The sequence below is a fragment of the Labrenzia sp. 5N genome (assembly GCF_012395805.1).
GTDB lineage: Bacteria > Pseudomonadota > Alphaproteobacteria > Rhizobiales > Stappiaceae > Roseibium > Roseibium algicola.
Genome location: NZ_JAAZTM010000020.1, coordinates 814799 through 834097 on the forward strand (window position 1 = coordinate 814799; position 19299 = coordinate 834097).

15 protein-coding genes are annotated in these 19299 nt (G+C 57.8%); 5 read left to right on the plus strand and 10 right to left on the minus strand.

Annotated elements, in window-relative coordinates:
- Nucleotides 1–168 precede the first annotated feature (168 nt).
- The 3 genes from HEP89_RS24190 to HEP89_RS24200 all read right to left on the minus strand — a co-directional run bounded on the left by HEP89_RS24190 (nucleotide 169) and on the right by HEP89_RS24200 (nucleotide 4499).
- The gene (locus HEP89_RS24190) at nucleotides 169–1260 is read right to left on the minus strand and encodes a metal-dependent hydrolase (protein ID WP_168693234.1); all 1092 of its coding nucleotides are present in this window, start codon (nucleotides 1258–1260) and stop codon (nucleotides 169–171) included.
- Between the two features lie 221 nt (nucleotides 1261–1481).
- Entirely contained in the window at nucleotides 1482–3326 is a 1845-nt protein-coding gene (gene ilvD / locus HEP89_RS24195; protein WP_152511049.1) for a dihydroxy-acid dehydratase, read from the minus strand.
- Nucleotides 3327–3527: 201 nt separating this feature from the next.
- A complete protein-coding gene (locus HEP89_RS24200; protein WP_168693235.1) occupies nucleotides 3528–4499 on the minus strand; it encodes an AraC family transcriptional regulator in 972 nt (323 codons plus the stop codon).
- A 137-nt stretch (nucleotides 4500–4636) separates the two neighbouring features.
- Between HEP89_RS24200 and HEP89_RS24205 the strand changes: the two genes are divergently transcribed.
- Nucleotides 4637–5041 (plus strand): DUF4345 domain-containing protein, encoded by a 405-nt coding sequence (locus HEP89_RS24205; RefSeq protein ID WP_168693236.1) that lies wholly within the window; start codon nucleotides 4637–4639, stop codon nucleotides 5039–5041.
- A gap of 92 nt (nucleotides 5042–5133) precedes the next feature.
- Here the strand turns inward: HEP89_RS24205 and HEP89_RS24210 are convergent, their stop codons facing one another.
- The 3 genes from HEP89_RS24210 to HEP89_RS24220 all read right to left on the minus strand — a co-directional run bounded on the left by HEP89_RS24210 (nucleotide 5134) and on the right by HEP89_RS24220 (nucleotide 8255).
- Nucleotides 5134–6240 carry an alkene reductase gene (locus HEP89_RS24210; RefSeq protein WP_055653755.1) on the minus strand — a complete coding sequence of 369 codons (1107 nt, stop codon included), beginning with the start codon at nucleotides 6238–6240 and terminating at the stop codon, nucleotides 5134–5136.
- Nucleotides 6241–6352: 112 nt separating this feature from the next.
- Entirely contained in the window at nucleotides 6353–6952 is a 600-nt protein-coding gene (locus HEP89_RS24215; protein ID WP_168693237.1) for a TetR/AcrR family transcriptional regulator, read from the minus strand.
- Nucleotides 6953–7055: 103 nt separating this feature from the next.
- The gene (locus tag HEP89_RS24220) at nucleotides 7056–8255 is read right to left on the minus strand and encodes an ABC transporter substrate-binding protein (RefSeq protein WP_168693238.1); all 1200 of its coding nucleotides are present in this window, start codon (nucleotides 8253–8255) and stop codon (nucleotides 7056–7058) included.
- A gap of 295 nt (nucleotides 8256–8550) precedes the next feature.
- On the opposite strand from HEP89_RS24220, the gene HEP89_RS24225 reads away from it, so the two are divergent.
- The 3 genes from HEP89_RS24225 to HEP89_RS24235 all read left to right on the plus strand — a co-directional run bounded on the left by HEP89_RS24225 (nucleotide 8551) and on the right by HEP89_RS24235 (nucleotide 11772).
- On the plus strand, nucleotides 8551–9735 hold the full coding sequence (locus HEP89_RS24225) for an SH3 domain-containing protein (protein ID WP_168693239.1): 1185 nt from the start codon (nucleotides 8551–8553) through the stop codon (nucleotides 9733–9735).
- A 228-nt stretch (nucleotides 9736–9963) separates the two neighbouring features.
- A complete protein-coding gene (locus HEP89_RS24230) occupies nucleotides 9964–10440 on the plus strand; it encodes a hypothetical protein (protein ID WP_168693240.1) in 477 nt (158 codons plus the stop codon).
- Nucleotides 10441–10581: 141 nt separating this feature from the next.
- On the plus strand, nucleotides 10582–11772 hold the full coding sequence (locus HEP89_RS24235; protein WP_168693241.1) for a lytic murein transglycosylase: 1191 nt from the start codon (nucleotides 10582–10584) through the stop codon (nucleotides 11770–11772).
- A 116-nt stretch (nucleotides 11773–11888) separates the two neighbouring features.
- On the opposite strand, the gene HEP89_RS24240 is transcribed toward HEP89_RS24235, so the two are convergent.
- Together HEP89_RS24240 and HEP89_RS24245 are read right to left on the minus strand one after the other, a co-directional pair.
- A complete protein-coding gene (locus HEP89_RS24240) occupies nucleotides 11889–13490 on the minus strand; it encodes an arylsulfatase (RefSeq protein ID WP_209014813.1) in 1602 nt (533 codons plus the stop codon).
- Nucleotides 13491–13711: 221 nt separating this feature from the next.
- Nucleotides 13712–14260: a cupin domain-containing protein gene (locus HEP89_RS24245; RefSeq protein ID WP_209014814.1), complete on the minus strand. Its 549-nt coding sequence runs from the start codon at nucleotides 14258–14260 to the stop codon at nucleotides 13712–13714.
- Between the two features lie 335 nt (nucleotides 14261–14595).
- Here HEP89_RS24245 and HEP89_RS24250 point away from each other — a divergent pair, with 335 nt between their 5' ends.
- Nucleotides 14596–16623: a methyl-accepting chemotaxis protein gene (locus HEP89_RS24250; RefSeq protein WP_168693242.1), complete on the plus strand. Its 2028-nt coding sequence runs from the start codon at nucleotides 14596–14598 to the stop codon at nucleotides 16621–16623.
- 182 nt (nucleotides 16624–16805) lie between these two features.
- Here the strand turns inward: HEP89_RS24250 and mdlC are convergent, their stop codons facing one another.
- Both mdlC and HEP89_RS24260 read right to left on the minus strand, forming a co-directional pair.
- Nucleotides 16806–18410 carry a benzoylformate decarboxylase gene (gene mdlC, locus HEP89_RS24255; RefSeq protein ID WP_168693243.1) on the minus strand — a complete coding sequence of 535 codons (1605 nt, stop codon included), beginning with the start codon at nucleotides 18408–18410 and terminating at the stop codon, nucleotides 16806–16808.
- A gap of 144 nt (nucleotides 18411–18554) precedes the next feature.
- Nucleotides 18555–19259 (minus strand): metal-dependent hydrolase, encoded by a 705-nt coding sequence (locus HEP89_RS24260; RefSeq protein ID WP_055653739.1) that lies wholly within the window; start codon nucleotides 19257–19259, stop codon nucleotides 18555–18557.
- Nucleotides 19260–19299 lie beyond the last annotated feature (40 nt).

The following is a 19299-nucleotide window of genomic DNA, read 5'->3' on the forward strand; positions in this document are numbered from 1 at the left end:
CGCCAACGCAGTACCGGGCATATTCCCGCAGAAAACATGCTCAAAATTAAAGCAGCTAACAATCTGTAAAACCTGAAGAATTTCTGCTGCCACTTGCCAGCAGGCGGTTTCACATCAACTCACACAAGTGGATTGCAGGGGCATCTAATTCAGCGGCAATGCAGTGTTCTAACCGGAAGTCCCATCAGGGAGCGCACATGCCCGCCCGGCAATGGCCTCTCCAGTTCCAGCAACAGCTGCCTCCGCCTGGCGCACCGCTACCACACCCTTGAGCCGGGCAGTCAGCCACGTCCAGTCTTGAGGATCCACCCTCACCTCTCCCGTTGCGCTTCGTGGAGGGATTTCCCGGAAGCCATCATCCTGGGCGTCGGCAATCGCAAAGCGGAAAACATAGTTCGGGGTCATGCCCATGCGCAGATCGGAGATGACGAGCTTTCCGTCGTCTAGTTCGGCCCTGTAGTAGCCACGGCTGAACCAGTCCAGTTTCCGGAAGGCCTGCGTATCTTCAACACAGGCAACGAGTTCCGGGTGTCGAGGATGGGTATAGATCTCCGGTTTCCCGCCCTCGTCCAGAAGCGAATAATACAGATTGTCGTAGCGGTCTTCCTGAAGGCCGATGACCTTCCAGACGAGAATGTTGAAGGGAGCGGCAATTGCAAAAACTTTGTCCGGAAGAATGCCTTCCTGCCTGAACAGATCCTGAGCTTTCTGCTCGACATGACGCTGAAGGACGACGCTCAGGCCAAGATATCCGGTCGAAACCACCAGTGCAGCCGTCATCCAGGCCTGAAAGCGCCGTGTCCAGTTTTTCCTGAACAGAGCCCAGATCACGACAGCCAGAAGAGGCAGAGTATAGAGCGGATCAATAATAAACACCGACCCGACGCCGACGGGATCCGGATAAAAAGGCCAGAACAGACGCGTGCCGTAGACCGTCATTGCATCAATGCCTGCATGGGTGGCAAGACACAGGAAGACAGTGAGCCAGGTCAGCCAGCGGTAGTCCCTCAGGCCCTTGAACAGTCTTATCAGCCCCTCGCCCAACAATGGCGCCGCCAATGCATGTACAAAGACCGAATGGGTCCAGCCGCGATGGTAGACGAAACTGTCGATTGGATCATCATAGGGGATCAGGACATCCAGATCCGGCAACGTCCCAAGGGCCCCGCCGATAAGAGCAGCCTTTCTGGGGCCAAGTTTTTTGCCAAGGAGTGCTGTGGAGACGGCTGCGCCGAGAACAAACTGGGTAAGAGAATCCATCTACTGCCTTGGATCTGAACCGGAAGATAAGCCGGATATGTGCGGCGGAAGCATGCGAATGACAAGGGTATTGGGCGAATTGATTTCCCGAACAACCAACAAGCCTTCAGGCTGAAGCGATTGTCTTGCCTTGTCATAACCTTGAAATGACAAACGCCCCACGGCCTATCGGGCGCAGGGCGTTGCAGTTGCAGTTTGCCAAAATTCAGTTCAGCTCGTTGTCAGTCAACAACCCGGAAGGCGCCTTTGGAAGCGCTGGTGGTCAGTTTGGCGTAGGCGCGAAGTGCCGTTGAAACCTTGCGCTTGCGGATCTCGACCGGCTTCCAGGCTTGATCGCCCTTTGCTTCCATTGCAGCGCGGCGTTCGGCAAAGACTGAATCCGGCAGATCGACCTTCAGAACACGGTTCGGAATATCGATCACGATAGGATCGCCTTCCTCGACCAGTCCGATAGCACCGCCTTCGGCAGCTTCCGGAGAAATGTGGCCAATGGACAGGCCCGAAGAACCACCCGAGAAACGGCCATCGGTGATCAACGCGCAGGCTTTGCCGAGTCCCTTGGACTTCAGGTAGCTGGTCGGATAGAGCATTTCCTGCATGCCCGGACCACCGCGCGGACCTTCGTAGCGGATCAGCACCACGTCGCCTTCCTTGACCTTGTTGGTCAGGATCGCGGAGACGGCACTGTCCTGGCTCTCGAAGATCCGAGCCGGACCGGAAAACTTCAGGATGCTTTCATCAACACCGGCAGTCTTCACCACACAGCCATCCTCGGCAATGTTGCCGTAAAGCACGGCGAGGCCGCCATCCTTGCTGTAGGCATGTTCCGCCTCGCGGATGACACCGGTCTTGCGGTCGATGTCGAGATCGTCCCAGCGACGCTCCTGGCTGAAGGCAACCTGTGTCGGCACACCGCCCGGTGCTGCACTGAAGAACTTGTGCACGCTCTCGGAGTTCGTCTGGCGGATATCCCAACGCGAGAGTGCTTCCTTCATCGTGGCCGAATGAACTGTCGGAAGGTCCGTGTGCAGCAGCCCTGCCCGGTCCAGTTCGCCGAGAATACCCATGATGCCGCCCGCCCGGTGGACGTCTTCCATGTGGATGTTTTCGACCGCGGGCGCGACCTTGCACAGCACCGGAACCTGTTTCGACAGGCGGTCGATGTCATCGATGGTGAAGCCGATTTCGCCTTCATGGGACGCTGCCAGAAGGTGCAGGATCGTGTTGGTGGATCCGCCCATGGAGATATCGAGGCTCATGGCGTTTTCGAACGCCTTGAAGTTCGCAATGTTCCGCGGCAGCACGCTTTCGTCGTCCTGCTCGTAGTAGCGTTTAGCAAGATCGACGATCAGATGCCCAGCTTCCACGAAAAGCCGTTCGCGATCTGCGTGGGTTGCCAGCGTCGAGCCGTTGCCCGGCAAGGCCAGACCAAGGGCTTCCGTCAGGCAGTTCATGGAGTTCGCCGTGAACATGCCCGAGCAGGATCCGCATGTCGGGCAGGCATTCTGTTCCATTGTCAGAACGTCTGCATCGGACATCCGGTCGTCGGCAGCGGCAATCATCGCGTCGATCAGGTCGACAGACTTGGCAACGCCATTTTCCAGCACCACCTTGCCGGCTTCCATCGGCCCGCCGGAAACGAAGACAACCGGAATGTTGAGCCGCATGGCAGCGTTCAGCATGCCCGGGGTAATCTTGTCGCAGTTGGAAATACAGACAAGCGCATCCGCGCAATGGCCGTTGACCATGTATTCGACCGCATCGGAAATCACTTCGCGCGAGGGCAGCGAATAGAGCATGCCATCGTGTCCCATGGCGATACCGTCATCGACCGCGATGGTGTTGAATTCCTTGGCGACACCGCCAGCCTTTTCCACTTCTCTGGCAACCAGCTGGCCGAGGTCCTTCAGATGGACGTGGCCCGGCACAAACTGTGTGAAGGAGTTGGCGATGGCAATGATCGGCTTGCCGAAGTCGTCGTCCTTCATGCCGGTCGCGCGCCAAAGGCCGCGCGCACCAGCCATATTGCGGCCGTGAGTGGATGTTCTGGAACGATACGGGGGCATTTTCGTTTCTCCCTACGTGTGCAGGCCTTTGTCCCTCCGGCGCGACGTGCTGCCGGAGCGGATCAGGTTTCCGCGCCCGATTTAGCTCTGATATGGGTTTGACAGGTTTTTTTGCCGAACGAAAGGCCGGAATGGGAAAAAAGAGTACGCTCCGGTACGGTTACCAGTCACAGCCGCGGCCGATGCTGAAATCACGCCGGTTTATTGCCTTCGATATGCCCCCGGCGACGTCCCGACAATCCGTTTGAAGGCCCGTGCAAATGCTGCTTCGGACTCGTAGCCGAGCCCGATGGCAATCTCCGCCAGTGTACGCTTTCCTTCCTTCAGATCCATTTGCGCCAATTGCATGCGCCAATGCAGGGCATACTGCATGGCACCTTCTCCGGTCAGTTGCTTGAAGCGCGCGGCAAACGCGGATCGTGACATACCAGCCCTTTCCGCCAACCTGGCAATGGTCCAGCCTTCCTGCGGAGCCCGGTGAAAGGCCTGCAGGGCCCGCCCGATCTTCGGATCGCGCAAGGCTGCAAACCAACCTGTTGCAAGCGCCTCGTTGCTCTGCAGCCACGCCCGGATCGCCTGTACGACGAGAATATCCGTCAGGCGTGTCAGCACCGTTTCTCCGCCCGGCTGCGGATTACGCGCCTCTTCTGCCAGGTATTTCAACGTACTGTAGATCCATGGGCCGGCGTGCTGAGCGAAGGTGTCCAATCGTATGACGGGGGGCAACAGCTGCTGCAGTCGTTCGGCAGCCGCGTGGTCGAGCTTCAACACACCACAGGTCATCCGGGTCACGGCCCCGCCCCCACCAAAAATCATGGTTTCGTAGGACGGGCTGTGGCGGATGGCAGGAATGTCGAACAGAGGCGTCGCGACAGCTTCGGCATCACTACTCATGACAACCGGTTTGCCATGCGGCAACAGCACAAGCTGCCCGGCGGTCAAGGAAATCGTCTCGCAGTGCTCGGTCTGCAGCAAACAACTCCCCTCGGTCACCACCAGAAGAACCATCTGTCCACCCATGTCCGGAACATCAATCGCCCAGGGAGCTGACAGTTCAGGATTGCAGTAGAAGGTTCCCGTGAGCCGCAGAAGATGCAACACATCGCCAAGCGGGGCAAAATCCAGCGAAGGCGAGGATTGGTCAGCTTGCAAGACCGGGCTCGGCAAGGACATCAGAAACTCCCTCTTGAACGCTGGTCACCTGCCCAGAAATCTGGACGATCTGCAAGTTTTCTTATTCTTTATATCATAGATCATCTGGCACTCGTATCAGATCCTGGTTTCCAGTTCAAACGAACCGGAGACAGCCAATGAACACCCTGAGCAAAAAAGCCGCCCTCGCCCTGTCCGCCCTGACCTTTCTGGTGATCGGCTCCCTGATCGTCTTTGCGCCGGAGCTTCTGTTTTCTTCAAACGGAATAACCCTCAATCCTTCCGCGGCGATGATGAGCGAGGTTCGCTCACCCGGCGTCCTCATCTTGCTGGCGTGTTTCGCCGCTTCGATGGGTCTTTTCTACCGTTCGTGGGAGACAATCGGATTGCTGGTGTCCGCCGCCTTACTGCTTGGCTATGGCACAGGCCGGCTTGTCAGCCTGGCCCTCGACGGCATGCCCCCTGCACCACTTGTCGCCGCGACCGCAGTGGAGTTGGGACTTGGCTGCTGGTGTGCCGCTCACCTGCTTGTCAGCAGGGCAAATACCCCTTTGCACGCATAAAAAGAAAGCCGGTGCGGGTCGAAACCCTGCACCGGCTATCCTTCAGACCGCCCCGGAGGGGGTGGATGTCGGGCGGCCCGAAACCTTCTGGATTACTCCGCCGCGACAGACGCTTCTGCCAAGGTGGGATAATCCGTGTAGCCTTTTTCGCTGCCGCCATAGAGCGTATCGGTATCCAGCGCGTTCAGCGGAGCATTCTTCTCCAGCCGCTCGACCAGATCCGGATTGGAAATGAACGGACGGCCGAACGCGACCAGATCGACTGCGCCTGTTTCCACTGCCTCGATTGCGGAAGCACGGTCGTAACCGTTGTTGCCCATATGGGCGCCGTCGAAGAGTGCGTAGAGAGCTGACAAATCACCACCGTCCGGGATATCGCGCGGACCACCGGTCTGGCCTTCAACCAGATGCAGGTAGGCAAGACCATAGCCGTTGAGCAATTTGATCGCGTGCGAGAAGGTCGCTTGCGGATTGCTGTCGGCAATGTCGTTGGCGCTGGAGAACGGGCTCAGCCTGATGCCGACCCGGTCACCACCCAGCACACCAACAACGGCATCCATGACTTCCTTCAGGAAGCGGGTCCGGTTCTCGATGGATCCGCCGTAGGCATCGTCACGCTTGTTGGAGCCGTCGCGCAGGAACTGGTCGATCAGATAACCGTTGGCAGCGTGCACCTCGACACCGTCGAAGCCAGCTTTCTTCGCGTTTTCGGCGGCTTTTCTATAGTCCTCGACAATGCCCGGGATCTCGCTGGCGTCCAGCGCACGCGGTGTCGGCGTATCGACGAATTGCGTTCCGTCAAACGTCTTGGATTTTGCAGCAATTGCAGAAGGAGCCACCGGATCTGCGCCACCCGGCTGGAGAACCGGATGCGAAATACGGCCGACATGCCAGAGCTGGATGACAATCTTGCCACCTTTTGCATGAACCGCATCAGTGACTTTCTTCCAGCCCGCGACCTGCGCATCTGAATAGATGCCCGGCGTCCATGCATATCCCTTGCCCTGCGGCGAGATCTGCGAGGCCTCGGTGATGATCAATCCTGCTCCGGCACGCTGATCGTAATATTTCACTGTCAGATCATGCGGTGCATCGTCTTCGTGCCGGGCCCGGTTGCGGGTCAACGGTGCCATCACGATACGGTTCTTCAGTTCGATTGCCCCTGCCTTTGCGGGCGAAAACAGTTTTGCTTCTGACATGTTCTTCTTTCCTTTTGAAGTTTGTCTGCTTCACTATTTCTGGACTAAACAGTCCAATATTATGCGCACAACTCCGTGGTTCTTCATGAACGCTTCCACACCGCCCGGGCGATTATGGCATCAGGACGGTCCGTGCCTGCTTCAGGGTTCTGGCAATCCGCTCTGCCGGAACTCCAGCCTTGCGCAGCGCCAGAGTTCCAATGGCAAGCGATGAATAGGCGCTCGCCCTATCCCGGACAGCATCCGGGTTGTCCGGGTCGATCGCCCTGGCAAAGAGGTCTTCGATGTTTTCCAGGTGACGACGGCCAATCTCGGCAACCTTGTCGTCATGGGGGGCAAGTTCGGTGATGCAATTGACCAGAAGGCAACCCCTTGGGCCCCCTTTCGGATCGGACAAAGCCTGCATCATCGCGTCCACCGCGTCATCTTCAGCGGTTTCGGCAACTTCCTTCAGGCCACGGATTCCATTTTTGGAATAATGCTCCAGAGCTCGCAAAAACAGCGTCTGCTTGCAGCCGAAAGTCGCGTAGAAACTGGAACGGCTAAGCCCCATTGCCTTGGTGAGATCGTCCAGAGAAGTCGCTTCAAAGCCCTTCTGCCAGAAAACATGCATGGCCGCCTCAAGCGCCGCGGCTTCATCGAAGCTGCGCGGCCTGCCCGGACCTGACGTGCGTTTTTCCGAGCCGGAAATATGGACCTCTGCGTTTCTCATGCCTCTGATATGGACTACGCAGTCCAGAATGCAAGAGGAGCAAGTCCGATTTCTGGACTGATCGTTTCAGATTATCCCGATACCTGGTCTGTGCAGGATAAAATTACATACGGCACGAACCGGCATAGGCATCGCCGACATCGTCGAAGACCCGGGCAACGGCTTCCATCTCATAGAGCTTGCTGGTGCGCCGGACCCCTTCCACAATATAGAAATCCTGAATGGGAAACTGGTTGGAATTGAAGCGGAAGTCGCCTCGAACGCTTTCAAAGGGAGCCGCACTGATAGCCGAGATCAACGCTTCCTGGTCCTTGATGCCCCCGGTCAGTTCCAGGGCAAAATGGATCAGCTTGGCAGCATCATAGCCCTGCGCAGCGTAGACCGAGGGCTCGTACTTGTAGGCCTTACTGAACTCCCGCACGAACCTCTTGTTGGCCGGATTATCAAGGTTTGGCGCCCAATGAGATGCGCTGTAAAGTCCCTCAGCCATCTCCGCCGTATAGGGTAGCGTGACGGCATTGACCGTGTCGGACGAGAGAAACGGTACAATACCCTTCAGCCCGGAAGTGTGGAACTGTTTCACCAGTTCCACCCCCATGCCGCCCGGCATAAAGGTGAAAATCGCATCCGGTTCTATTTCCTCGATCTGCTTGAATTCATCCGAGAAATCGGTCTGACCCAGTTTCGGGAACAGTTCGCGGGCGATCTGTCCCTTGAAATGGCGGCGGAACGCGGCAACGGCATCCCGGGCAGCTTCATAGTCCGGAGCGATCGTGACGACGTCTTGGTACCCTTTGAGGCTGGCGTAACGCCCCATCGTCTCGTGGACCTGATCGTCCTGTGACGCGGTGGAGAAGAAATAACGGCTGCAATTGCGCCCGGCGATCGGCGCAGGCCCGGAATGCGTTCCGATAAACAAGGTCTTCGACCGCACGATAGGATCGTGCACAGCAAGCATCACCTTGGAGAAATTGACGCCGACGATGAGATCGACGCCATTTTCCTCGATCAGTTTCGTTGCCTGCTCCAGCGCGTTGTCCGGATCCAGCTTGTCATCGACCACGATCACATTGGTGGGCAAGCCACCAAGCGCGCCATTGGATTGCTCGACGGCCAGCATGAAACCGTCGCGCATGTGTTCACCGTAGACGGCCGCCGGGCCGGACAGTGTCGCCAACAAGCCGATCTTCAATTCCTGCACATCCTGCGCGGCCGCCGAGTGGCACGTGAGCGCCATTCCAGCAGCAACGCCCGCCGCCAATCCGACCGTTCGAGAGATGAGGTTAGAGATCCAGCGCGTCATGATCTTTTTTGCCTGTCGTTTCTGGCTTCGCCTTTCGCCCTGCCCGGGCGAAATGCCTGCCGTTCATTCTACCGGCAGGCCATTTGCGCGCAGTTTGTCAGAGACAGGTTAGGCTTTTGCAAACGCACATCCATTTGGCCCCGCAAGACCACAGACCCGTCACATTTCATGCAAAATTCCCTACTGCCGCCGCAATCCGGCCTGCGTGCCGACGCATTAACGAAGATTAATGCTCCGGTACCCAGATATGGCAACCGCTCCGAGCGTGCCCGCACCGCAAAACCAGGAGGGCCACATGTATTCCGTCACCGCGCCAGCCAACACTTGCGACTTCCCCGAAGGCCACGATCCGGACAATGCACCTCAAAAGAACGAGCTGAAGCTCGTCGTTCCAAACGATCCGTCCAAGGACGATGAAGTCCCTCTTAGCGAAACCGAAGTTCACACAGTGGCGGCAGACACAGGTTCTGACGCCAGCACACTTGCCGCCAAGATCCTTCAGATGCATGCAACCGCCGACGAACTGAAGCCGACAGCCTCCCGCCGCCCGACGCTGACAGGTGCAACGGACGAAGCCGGCTTTGATATGCCAGGCGTGTTGCGCACTCCGGTACGAGGCTCCCGGAATATCGGTCTTCAGCCTGAACAAGTCCCCGCACCTGCAGCCGCTTCCAAAGCGGCAGCCAATTTCCGGCATGGTCCGAGTTTCAGAACACTGTTGGTCAGTACACTTGTGATTGTCGGCGTCGGCGCAGGAGCAATCTATTTGAGCCTGAGCGACCTGCTGGCCGGCAAAGAGGCAGACAGCCGCACGGTCCAGACCCAGCAGATCAATACCGAACCGACGATCGAGAGCCTGATTGCCGGCGCAGATCCCGAATACCAGGGCAGGACGGATCTGACCGCAACACCGACCGCAAGCGCAGAGCAGGTAAAGTCGGCCAAGGACCGTATCCGCGAGGTATTCGCCTCAAGGTCGATCGCGTCCACTGCACCTGAAGACCATTCCAACCCGCTGGGGCATGAGACCAACAAGGTTGCCGACGACAAGATCCAGTCGCGACTTGCTCCAGCTCAGCCCGCCCCGGTCAGAACAAATAGCCAATCGGCACGCGGTACCACCAATACGCTCGTTGCCAGCGCTGCTGCAGCAGTGCAGGAGACCGACGAAAATCCGGTATCGGATGCATCGCCGCTGGGAGCTGACATTCCGGCCGTCACGGCACCTGACACCGACACCGCATCCGCCTCTACTCCGGAAACCAGCGCCGCCGCGTCGGAGTTTCCGCTTTCGGCAAAAATCAAGTCATCCGTGAATCTGCGTGAAGCGCAGAACAAGGATGCGACGGTTCTGGCCGTCATCCCGGCTGGAGCCGAGGTTCGTTTCAACACGTGCGGCAACTGGTGGTGTGGCGTTCAGTATGACGGCAAGACCGGCTACGTAGGTGAAAGTTTCCTGGAACCCCAGCAGCAGCCATGAGTAAAACCTGCGTTTGCCAGGTAGAGCCTTGTTAAGTGTCGAGGCGTAATATCCCGTCGATTTAAGATTTGCCCTGCGGACCGCGGGGACAGTTGCATCGACGGGCGCAATCAGCAGCGCCTGTTTCGATTGCTCTCGATATGTCGCAACATTCTTCCGGCCGGTCTCGGCATTTGGATTGTTGCGCTTTCGCGGTGCAAGTCAGGCACTGCAGACAGGAGACGGACCATGGCAAACCGTGCAGCCCTCAACCTCAGCGCTTCCCTTCTCTTCACTTTCCCGGCCGCAATCACACAAGCTCAGGCGGATGGAACCGATTGCACAGTCTATGCGACCGACTATGCCAACGCCCGCATGGGCAGCGGTGATGTCGTCGGAGATGCTGTGTCCGGCGGCATGGCCGGAGCGGTTGTTGGCGGTGAATGGCGCGGGGCTTCGGGCGCTTATCGTGGCGCCCGCGCCGGTGCAGCGCTTGGCGTCCTGGACAACATGGGCTCAATGCCCGGCGGTTGGCAGGCCCTTTACGACATGGCCTACCAGATGTGCCAGCAGCAGACGTCCGGGGTAAACGCCCCCTATTACCAGTCCCCCAGCGTCGGAACGTCTTCCTCCGACTGTCGTTCTTCAGCCAGCGTCAACGCGCCGCTGAAAAGATCCCCGAACGGCGGCATCATGGTCGGCTCTGATTTCGGCAATTGCCGTTAGCACCGCAGCTTGCTGCCAAAGACTTGGTGGAAGAGCGCAGCTCGCCCTGCCGACGGGTTGACGTTACAGGCGAAGCACAGTCAACTATGGCCGATTTTTAAAGGCTCCGGCCTGCCTTTGCGCACAACGACAGGATTTTTCATGACACTCCGCTTCTCCCCGAAAATCGCTGCCACCGCCCTCGCCGGTTTCTGGCTCGCCACCGCGCCTGCTCAGGCGCAGCAGTGTGGCGGCGACTTCCGGCAGTTCCTTGCAGGCGTGAAACAGGAAGCGATTGCCAAGGGCCTTTCCGCGAATGCGGCAGACCAGACCCTGGCGGGCGCGCAGGTCGACCGCAAGGTGCTGTCGCGTGATCGGGCGCAGGGTGTCTTCAAGATGACCTTCCTGGACTTTTCCAAGCGGGTCATTTCCGGCTACCGGATGAAAAACGGCGCCGCGAACATGAAGAAATACGCGAGCGTATTCCAGCGCACCGAATCCGAATACGGCGTTCCGGCACCTGTCATTACCGCTTTCTGGGCGCTTGAAACGGATTTTGGCGCGGTTCAGGGCGATTTCAACACCGTCAACGCGCTGGCCACGCTTGCTCATGATTGCCGCCGCCCGGAACTGTTCCGGCCGCAACTGATCGCTGCCATCGAGATGGTCCAGCACGGTGATCTTGACCCGCGCAGCACGACCGGCGCCTGGGCAGGTGAGATCGGTATGGTTCAGATGCTGCCGGAAGACATCATCAAGTTCGGCCGCGACGGCGATGGTGACGGGCACGTGAAGCTGAAGGAAAGTGCCGCCGATGCCATTCTGACTGCCGGTGCCTTCATCCAGCATCTGGGCTGGCGCCGCGGCGAACCCTGGCTGCAGGAGGTCAAGGTACCGCAGAACCTCAACTGGGCTGAAAGCGGGCTCGACAAGACCAAGACCGGTGCCCAGTGGGCTGCTCTTGGCGTGCAGCCGCGTTGGGGTCAGATTTCCGGCAACCTGCCCGCTTCGCTGCTCCTGCCTCAGGGCCGCAAGGGGCCGGCATTCCTCGCCTATCCGAATTACAACATCTATCTGGAATGGAACCAGTCGTTCGTCTACACGACCACTGCCGCCTATTTCGCGACAAGGCTCGCCGGCGCACCGGTCTACACGGAAGGCAACCCGGACCTTGGCCTGGACGACGCCCAGATGAAGCAACTTCAGTCGAAGCTATCCAGCATGGGTTATGACGTCGGCAAGATCGACGGCATCCTCGGCTCCGGCACCCGAAATGCCGTGCAGCAGGTGCAGCAGAAGCTTGGCATGCCGGCCGATGCCTGGCCGACACCTGAACTGCTGCGCCGTCTCTGAGATCCAAGATCAGAAGACCGCTAATTTCTGCGGTTCTGGACGACACATTGGCCAATGCGCAAAAAGCCCGGGGCCTAGCAAGCCCCCGGGCTTTTTATTGTAGTGACGCGTTTAACTCAGTTGCTGCCGCTCATGCCGGCTTTCAACTTTTCCTCGATCGCTGACAGGTTGAAGGATCCAGGTGTCTGGCTTGGCGGATAGTCCTGCATTGTCTGCAGGAACCTTGAGGCCAGTGCCTGGATCGGAACGATCACGAACGCACGGTCCAGCAACCAGTCGAAATAGATATTCGCATTGTGCTGGGCCTTTTCGAAAGGATCCCGGCGCAGGTTGAAGACGGCGGGCACACGCAGTTCGGTGAAGGGCTCCTGCCAGACGCCGAAGGCCTGACCGCGGTTTTCCAGGAACACGACCTTCCAGTCGTCGTACCGGGCCGCAACCACCTGACCATCGTCATTCACGTACCAGAACTCGTGACGCGGCGATGAATCGGTCTCGCCTTTCAAATAGGCGTTGAGGTCGTAACCATCGATGTAGTTGCGGTAAGTCCGTCCACCGAGTTCAACACCTTCAAGAAGCTGTTCCTTGATATCCGAAGCCCCTGCAATCGCGGCGAAGGTCGGCAGCCAGTCTTCATGGGCAACGATACCGTTCAGCGTCACGTTTTCCTGGAAGACGCCGGGCCAGCGAACAAAGGTCGGCACACGGTAAGCGCCTTCCCAGTTGGAATTCTTTTCGCTCCGGAACGGCGTCGTGCCGGCATCCGGCCAGGTGTTGAAATGCGGGCCGTTGTCAGTCGAATACATCACCACCGTGTTATCGGCGATGCCGAGTTCGTCCAACAGGTCCAGCAGCTCGCCGACATGCATGTCATGCTCGACCATGCCGTCGTGATAGGTATCCCCGCTCGGACCGGCAATCCCTGTGTGCTCCTCCTTCACATGTGTGCGGAAATGCATGCGGGTTCCGTTCCACCAGACAAAGAAGGGAACGCCCTCTTCCACCGCTTCGCGGATAAAACGCTTGGCTTCGGCGAGCGACTCCTCATCGACGGTTTCCATGCGCTTCTTCGTAAGAGGACCGGTGTCCTCGATCTTCTGCGTTCCGTCTGCATTTGCCCATGTATGGAGGACACCACGCGGACCGAACTGTTCGCGGAAAGTCTTGCCGTTCGCCAGAACCATGTCACCCGGGTAGTCCCGGTTTTCCGGCTCTTCTTCGGCGTTCAGATGGTAGAGATTGCCGAAGAACTCATCGAAACCGTGGTTTGTCGGCAGATGTTCGTCCAGGTCTCCCTGGTGGTTCTTGCCGAACTGGCCGGTCTTGTAACCTTGCGACTTCAGGATAGTTGCCATGGTGACGTCGGTTTCCTGCCAGCCCTGTTCGGCACCCGGCAACCCTACCTTTGTCATGCCTGTCCGAACTGGCACATTGCCGCCGATGAAGGCGGCACGGCCGGCCGTACAGCTTTGCTGGGCATAATAGTCGGTAAAGGCAACGCCTTCCTGCGCAATCCGGTCAATGTTTGGCGTGCGGTAGCCCATCATGCCACGGTTGTTGTGACTGATGTTCCATGTGCCGATGTCATCCCCCCAAATTGCGAGAATATTCGGCTTCTGCGCTTCCTGCGCCAGACTTGTCTGGGACGTTACCGCAAAAGCTGCCGCGAGTCCGAGAACCACCGCGCACAAACGCGGCAACGTGCGAAAATAGCTCATGAAAACTCCCACCTGAATGGTTGCTTAGACTGCGCCCCCAGATTGCAGACGCGTTTTGCATCATCCGGCAGACCGTCTTCACTTACCTTAGGTCAGCTTTTGGATCTGACAAGCGATTTTCGATATTTTACAGAAAGTTCGTGTTCCCGAATGTATCGGAAATCGAAAAGAGTCCATTCAATCAATGGGTGTGTAGGACGGTTAGGCGAGATTTCTCGCCGCTATTCGACCTTGTTCTTGTTTGCACCTGGCTTGTCCTCGGCGACCGTTGCCACACCGTCATCCCCGAGCAGGAAAACAGCCAGGATCTTGGCAGGCCCTTCACCGGTATTCTGCCCTTTGTGGGTGACATCCATTGCTTCCAGAAGACCGTCGCCGGCACGGTAGACCTTCTTGCCAAGTTCCTCGTAAGTGACGGTAATCTCGCCTTCCAGAATGTAGGCAAAGAGCGGCGCATGATGCTGGTGCCACTGTGTCTCCTCGCCCGGCTCCATGGTGATCTCGATGGCCTTTATCGAGGGGTTCGATTGCGGAAAGGCGACCTTTTCACCGGCAACTGTCGTATCTCCGGAAAACACGTCCCGCACCGTCGAATAAGGCGTTTGAGCAGCAGCTTCTTCATCCTGCGCGGCTTTGGACCCCGGCTTGGCATGCGGCTTGGAAGGCGCGGGCTTGCCGTCAGGCGTGATCGACTTGTCTGCCGACAAGACAGGCGACGCACAAAGAGCGCCGCTCAGAACCGCGATGAAAGCAAAGCTGGACAGCTTCATGATAAGTCCCCGGTTATTCACTTGCTTGGGTGGCTGGGCCAAAACGACGGCTTGGCTACCATCATAATGTGCGTGCATTGTGCCTGACGATTGAAGGCACAACAATATTCTCACAATGACTTGAACAACTTATCACACACCAAAGCGCATTCAGCCATTCGGGTGTACAGAAGCATCGTCATACCCCAACGATAAACACACCAAATATTTTTACTGCTCTCTGAAACACATTCTTAAAACTATCAATGTTCTTTTCCCCTACCATCTGGCGAAATACTTATTTAATCCAAGCCCCATACCATCAGAGAACTCACTTCAGACATGTTGAGGCTCTCATGAGATTCGGAATTTCCCGCAAGCTGGCGCTGGTATTTGGTGCCCTGGTTCTGGTTTCCCTGTCCATGGGGTTCTTCTCCTACAGTCTCATGAAAAGTGTCGCGAGCGAAGGGGAACACCTGGGAGCAGAATTGGCGCCGCTTGGGGATGCCGCGATGGAGATCAAGCTCACCGCGACGCATGCGCATTTGCTCTTTGAGGAAATCATGTCCGGTGACGACGGCGAGAGCATCGACGAAGTCTGGAATCTCCTCGACGAAACACGGTTTTACGCGAACGCCATATTAAACGGCGCGAGCAACGAAGAAGGAACCTTCTACCCTTCCCGCTCCCCGGAAGTCCGCGAAAAGATCAAGGAAGTTCTGGCCGCAGTCGACGAGTTTGTTGCCTCCGCTCAAGGCCGGTACGCTTCCCTCGCAGGCGATCAAGGTGTCGGCAGTTCGGCTGACGAGAAGTTCGATGCGATCTACGACGATCTGGAACAGAAGATCGCTGCAATCTCCGCACCGCTTACAAATGATGCGAAGGCGCAAGCCCTGGCAGGTGAAGCAAGGTTCAGTCTTGCGCATGGACATTTGCTGGTCGCGGAAATCCTGGGCGGTGATGCCGGTGAGGAATTCGCTGAAGCTCTGGGCAGTTTCGAAAACGCCCGGAAAGCGCTTGAGGCCCATCCGGACCTTCAGAAGAGCAAGGACGTTCTCGCCCAGATCGGCGAACTGATCGACCTTGCGAACGTTCGACACCAGGCCATGCTTTCAACCGAGAAAGCCGGCTCGGGAGCCGATGTTGCCTTTGACGAAACCTTCGAACGTTTCATAGCCCTGGCGGATGACGCCGAAACGCTCATTCACCAGGAAATGGATAACGGGTTGTCATCCCTGCGCTCGGCCGCAGAAACGTCCAATGCACTTCAGGTCGGCGGCACGCTGGTGCTTGCGCTATTTGCGGCAACAGCCTGGTTCTATTTCAGCCGCACTATCGGTCACCGCGCACGGCAGCTTTCCGAAAATGCCAACCTGCTGGCATCCGGCCAGCTTGAAATCGAGCGACCGACCTGGCGGGCAGCAGATGAGCTGGGCCAGCTCCGCGACACGCTGGACGTCTTCCAGGGCTCTCTGGTTGAACAACGCAAGTTGGCAGAAGAAGTCGACCGGCAGCGCGAGGTCCAGGCAGCAGACCGCAAGAAGCTGATGCACAGGCTTGCAGAAGATTTCCGTGCCAGCACCGAAGCGGTCCTCGCGGCTCTCGACAATGCCACAGAGGGACTGCAGGTCGCCGTTGATATGTCCACCAAGGCCGCCGAGGACTCCGGCTCGATCGTACAATCGACCACTCACGCCGCGGACAATGCATCCGGCAAGGTCGATACGGTTGCCGCCGCCGCAGAAGAGCTTACTGCCTCCATTGCGGACATCAGCAGACAGGTGGAAGCGACCGCGTCCGTGGTTGCCTCGGCCACCGGCCAGGCCAGCTTGACCAACGAGAAGATTTCTAACCTGGCCGACGCAGCCGACAAGATTGGTGAAGTTGTCATTCTTATCCAGGCTATCGCCGAGCAGACGAACCTGCTCGCACTGAACGCAACCATCGAAGCGGCGCGGGCCGGTGAAGCAGGCAAGGGATTTGCGGTGGTCGCGGCGGAAGTGAAAGAGTTGGCGACCCAAACGTCCAAGGCGACCGAGGAAATCGGCGGGCAGATTGCAGCCATTCAATCGGAAACCAGAGAGGCTGTGCTCGCAATCGAACAAATTTCAACGACCATGACAGAAGTCGACACCCATACGACAACGATTTCCGCCGCTGTTTCACAGCAGGGCTCGGCAACAACCGAGATTGCCGCAAACGCGCAGGAAACGTCTTCAGATACCAGCGTCGTCTCCCGCAACATGATGCAGATGCAGGAAGCCATTCAGGCGCTTGTTCAATCCTCGGACCAGCTCCGAGGGTCTTCTTCCTCCGTTCAGGATCAATCGACCAATCTCAGGAAATCTCTGGACGACTTCCTCGCCCGCCTGGATGCAGCCTGATGGTTTCAGCAACGTGTTGGCTGGTGGCAGGTCAGCCGCCAGCCAACCAAATCGCCTCTCCTAATGCTTCAGCGCATCGCCTGACCTTGCGTACGGCTTGGTACTCTTGAACTTTACGAGAGGCGATCTCCCCTCGCTCGCCGGTAAAAATGGCATTGCACGATGAGTGCTGCTTTGAACGTTTATCCAAGCAAAGATCTAAGCTTGGGCGATATCTCCACCTCGATCACTGTCGTCCCCCTGTGCGCAAGCGCCGCGGAAAGAGACGCCCTGAATTCGTCAGCGGTTTTCACCTTCGCAGTCTTTGCGCCATATCCACGCCCAAGTGCCTCAATATCAAGCCCGGGAAGATCAAGCCCCGGAACGTTCGGCGTTTCCTCCAGGATCGCGAACTCCTTCAGGATCGCATATTGACTGTTGCGCATGGCAACGAAGACCACATGCGCTTCCTCCTGCACGCCGGTGTATATGCTCTGCACCGAATACTGGAACGAGCCGTCGCCGATCACGGCGATTACGGGCCTATTGCGTCCGCTCGTTTCCTCGGCAATCGCAAGACCGACAGCGGCCGGCATGTCCCAGCCGAGACCTCCGGATGCAAAAGTGTAGAACGTGTCCGGCTTGTCGATCGGAATTTGTCGCTCCAGCTCGATGACGTTGGATGGAGATTCTTCAACCAGCACGAAATCTGAGGGCGCAGCCTCCCGGATCAAGCTGTAGACTGCATCCGGCGTCAGTGGCAGGGCCGAATAGTCGGGTACCGGCGCCGGATCCTTTTGGTAGGGATTGGGCTTTTCCTCACGTCGATCCAGCTGAGGCAGGATTGCCTGAAGGAAAAGCCTGCTGTCCGAGACGAGGCTGTCGCCAACCGGTGCCTTGGCCGCCATGTCCGGATCGTCGGTGATTTGCAGCAGCTTTGTTCCTGCCGGAAGGTAGTCTCCCGCGACATATGGATAGTAGCGAAAAACCGGCGCTCCAACTGTGATGACGAGGTCGTGCCCCTCGAGCCGCTTGCAGATGGGGCCGATGGCCGAAGGCAATGTGCCGGCGTGGAGCCGATGACTTTCCGGAAAAGGCGTGCGTTCCGCGAAAGGAGCCGTCAGAACCGGGGCAGACAGCGCTTCTGCGAACGCGATCCCTTCGTCCCAGGCTTCTGACCGGGCAATGTCCGAGCCGTAGACCAGAACCGGAGTTTTTGCTGCGTTGATACGCTCAGCGAAATCTTTGATTCTTGCCGGGTCGGCGGCCGAGCGCAGAGACACGGAACGGACTTCTGCGGGTCCTTCCATTTCCTTGTCCCAGTCGTCCAGCGGGAGCGATAGAAACACCGGCCCGCTCGGCTGCTGGATCGCTGCTGCGTAGGCCCGCATGAATGCGGCCGGAACGTCCTGGGCCCTTGCCGGTTCATAACTCCACTTCACCCATGGCTGGGGCAAAAGCGTCGCATTGATGTTGGTAAGAAGCGGCTCGAGCAGCAGCATGTCTCGGGTCTGCTGTCCGGCGGTCAGAATGAGTGGTGTCTTGTTCTGGTAGGCGGTCAGGATGCAGCCCATCGCGTTACCGAGGCCTGCTCCTGTATGGACATTCACAATGACAGGTTTGCGCAGTCCCTGCGCCAGGCCGTCAGCGATACCGACGACGCTGGCTTCCTGCAATGAAAGCACGTAGCGGAAGTCGTCCGGAAAATTCTTCAGAAAGGTTTCTTCAGTGGACCCGGGATTGCCGACGATAGTTGTCAAGCCGAGCTTGCGAAGCAGATCGAAGGTAACGTCTTTTACAGTCGGCATATTATCCTCCGCTGGACGCTGGAACCAAAGGTCCCAGCGTCACAAAACAAGAAAACCACCTCTACTTCTTAAATTTCTCGGAAAAAGACTAAACCTCTACATCCAAGTGAGACAAGCAAAGATTGCTTCCCTCGGCAGCCCCCGTCAGACGTCAATCGGTTCACCGGGTTTTGGCTTTGCCACCTTGTCGCGATCGCCGCCCATTGCCTGAAGGAACGTATCCGCCGTCTGGTCGATGATCGGGAACGAGCCGTAATGGCAGGGAATGATCGTATCGAAGTTGAAGAAACGGGTGCAGGCGAGCGCTGCCGTCTTGCCACCCATCGTGAAGCGGTCTCCGATGGGAACAAGCCCGATTTTCGGCTGGTAGATCTCGTCGATCAGAGCCATGTCGGAGAAGATGTCGGTATCTCCCAGATGATAGAGCGTCTTTTCTCCAGGGGCTTCGATGATGACACCATGTGGATTGCCCAGATAGACGGCCTCACCGCCAGCCTGGAAGGACGACGAGTGATCGGCGCGCGTCAGCGCGACGCTGAACGGGCCAGCGTTCACCTTGCCGCCGGAATTCATGGGACTGATATTCTCGATCCCCTGCCGGTTGGCCCACATGCAGATTTCAAAATTGGACGTCAGCTGCGCGCCGGTTTTTTTCAGGATGTCGACGGCGTCACCGATGTGATCGTTGTGACCATGGGTCAGGATGACATGCGTTACGCCATCTGACGCCTGATCGACTGACAGGTTCTCGGGAAAAGACGGATTTCCGGTAAAGAACGGATCGAACAGGATGGATGCTCCTTCAATCTCGATCTTGAAGGCGGAATGGCCATACCAGGTCAGTTTCATCGCGGTCTCCTAATTCGACGACAGGTATTCGGGACCCTAT

Coding starts and splice junctions, on each gene's coding strand:
- HEP89_RS24190 (WP_168693234.1), bottom strand. CDS start 1,260: ATGGATTCTCTTACCCAGTTTGTTCTCGGCGCAGCCGTCTCCACAGCA.
- ilvD (WP_152511049.1), bottom strand. CDS start 3,326: ATGCCCCCGTATCGTTCCAGAACATCCACTCACGGCCGCAATATGGCT.
- HEP89_RS24200 (WP_168693235.1), bottom strand. CDS start 4,499: ATGTCCTTGCCGAGCCCGGTCTTGCAAGCTGACCAATCCTCGCCTTCG.
- HEP89_RS24205 (WP_168693236.1), top strand. CDS start 4,637: ATGAACACCCTGAGCAAAAAAGCCGCCCTCGCCCTGTCCGCCCTGACC.
- HEP89_RS24210 (WP_055653755.1), bottom strand. CDS start 6,240: ATGTCAGAAGCAAAACTGTTTTCGCCCGCAAAGGCAGGGGCAATCGAA.
- HEP89_RS24215 (WP_168693237.1), bottom strand. CDS start 6,952: ATGAGAAACGCAGAGGTCCATATTTCCGGCTCGGAAAAACGCACGTCA.
- HEP89_RS24220 (WP_168693238.1), bottom strand. CDS start 8,255: ATGACGCGCTGGATCTCTAACCTCATCTCTCGAACGGTCGGATTGGCG.
- HEP89_RS24225 (WP_168693239.1), top strand. CDS start 8,551: ATGTATTCCGTCACCGCGCCAGCCAACACTTGCGACTTCCCCGAAGGC.
- HEP89_RS24230 (WP_168693240.1), top strand. CDS start 9,964: ATGGCAAACCGTGCAGCCCTCAACCTCAGCGCTTCCCTTCTCTTCACT.
- HEP89_RS24235 (WP_168693241.1), top strand. CDS start 10,582: ATGACACTCCGCTTCTCCCCGAAAATCGCTGCCACCGCCCTCGCCGGT.
- HEP89_RS24240 (WP_209014813.1), bottom strand. CDS start 13,490: ATGAGCTATTTTCGCACGTTGCCGCGTTTGTGCGCGGTGGTTCTCGGA.
- HEP89_RS24245 (WP_209014814.1), bottom strand. CDS start 14,260: ATGAAGCTGTCCAGCTTTGCTTTCATCGCGGTTCTGAGCGGCGCTCTT.
- HEP89_RS24250 (WP_168693242.1), top strand. CDS start 14,596: ATGAGATTCGGAATTTCCCGCAAGCTGGCGCTGGTATTTGGTGCCCTG.
- mdlC (WP_168693243.1), bottom strand. CDS start 18,410: ATGCCGACTGTAAAAGACGTTACCTTCGATCTGCTTCGCAAGCTCGGC.
- HEP89_RS24260 (WP_055653739.1), bottom strand. CDS start 19,259: ATGAAACTGACCTGGTATGGCCATTCCGCCTTCAAGATCGAGATTGAA.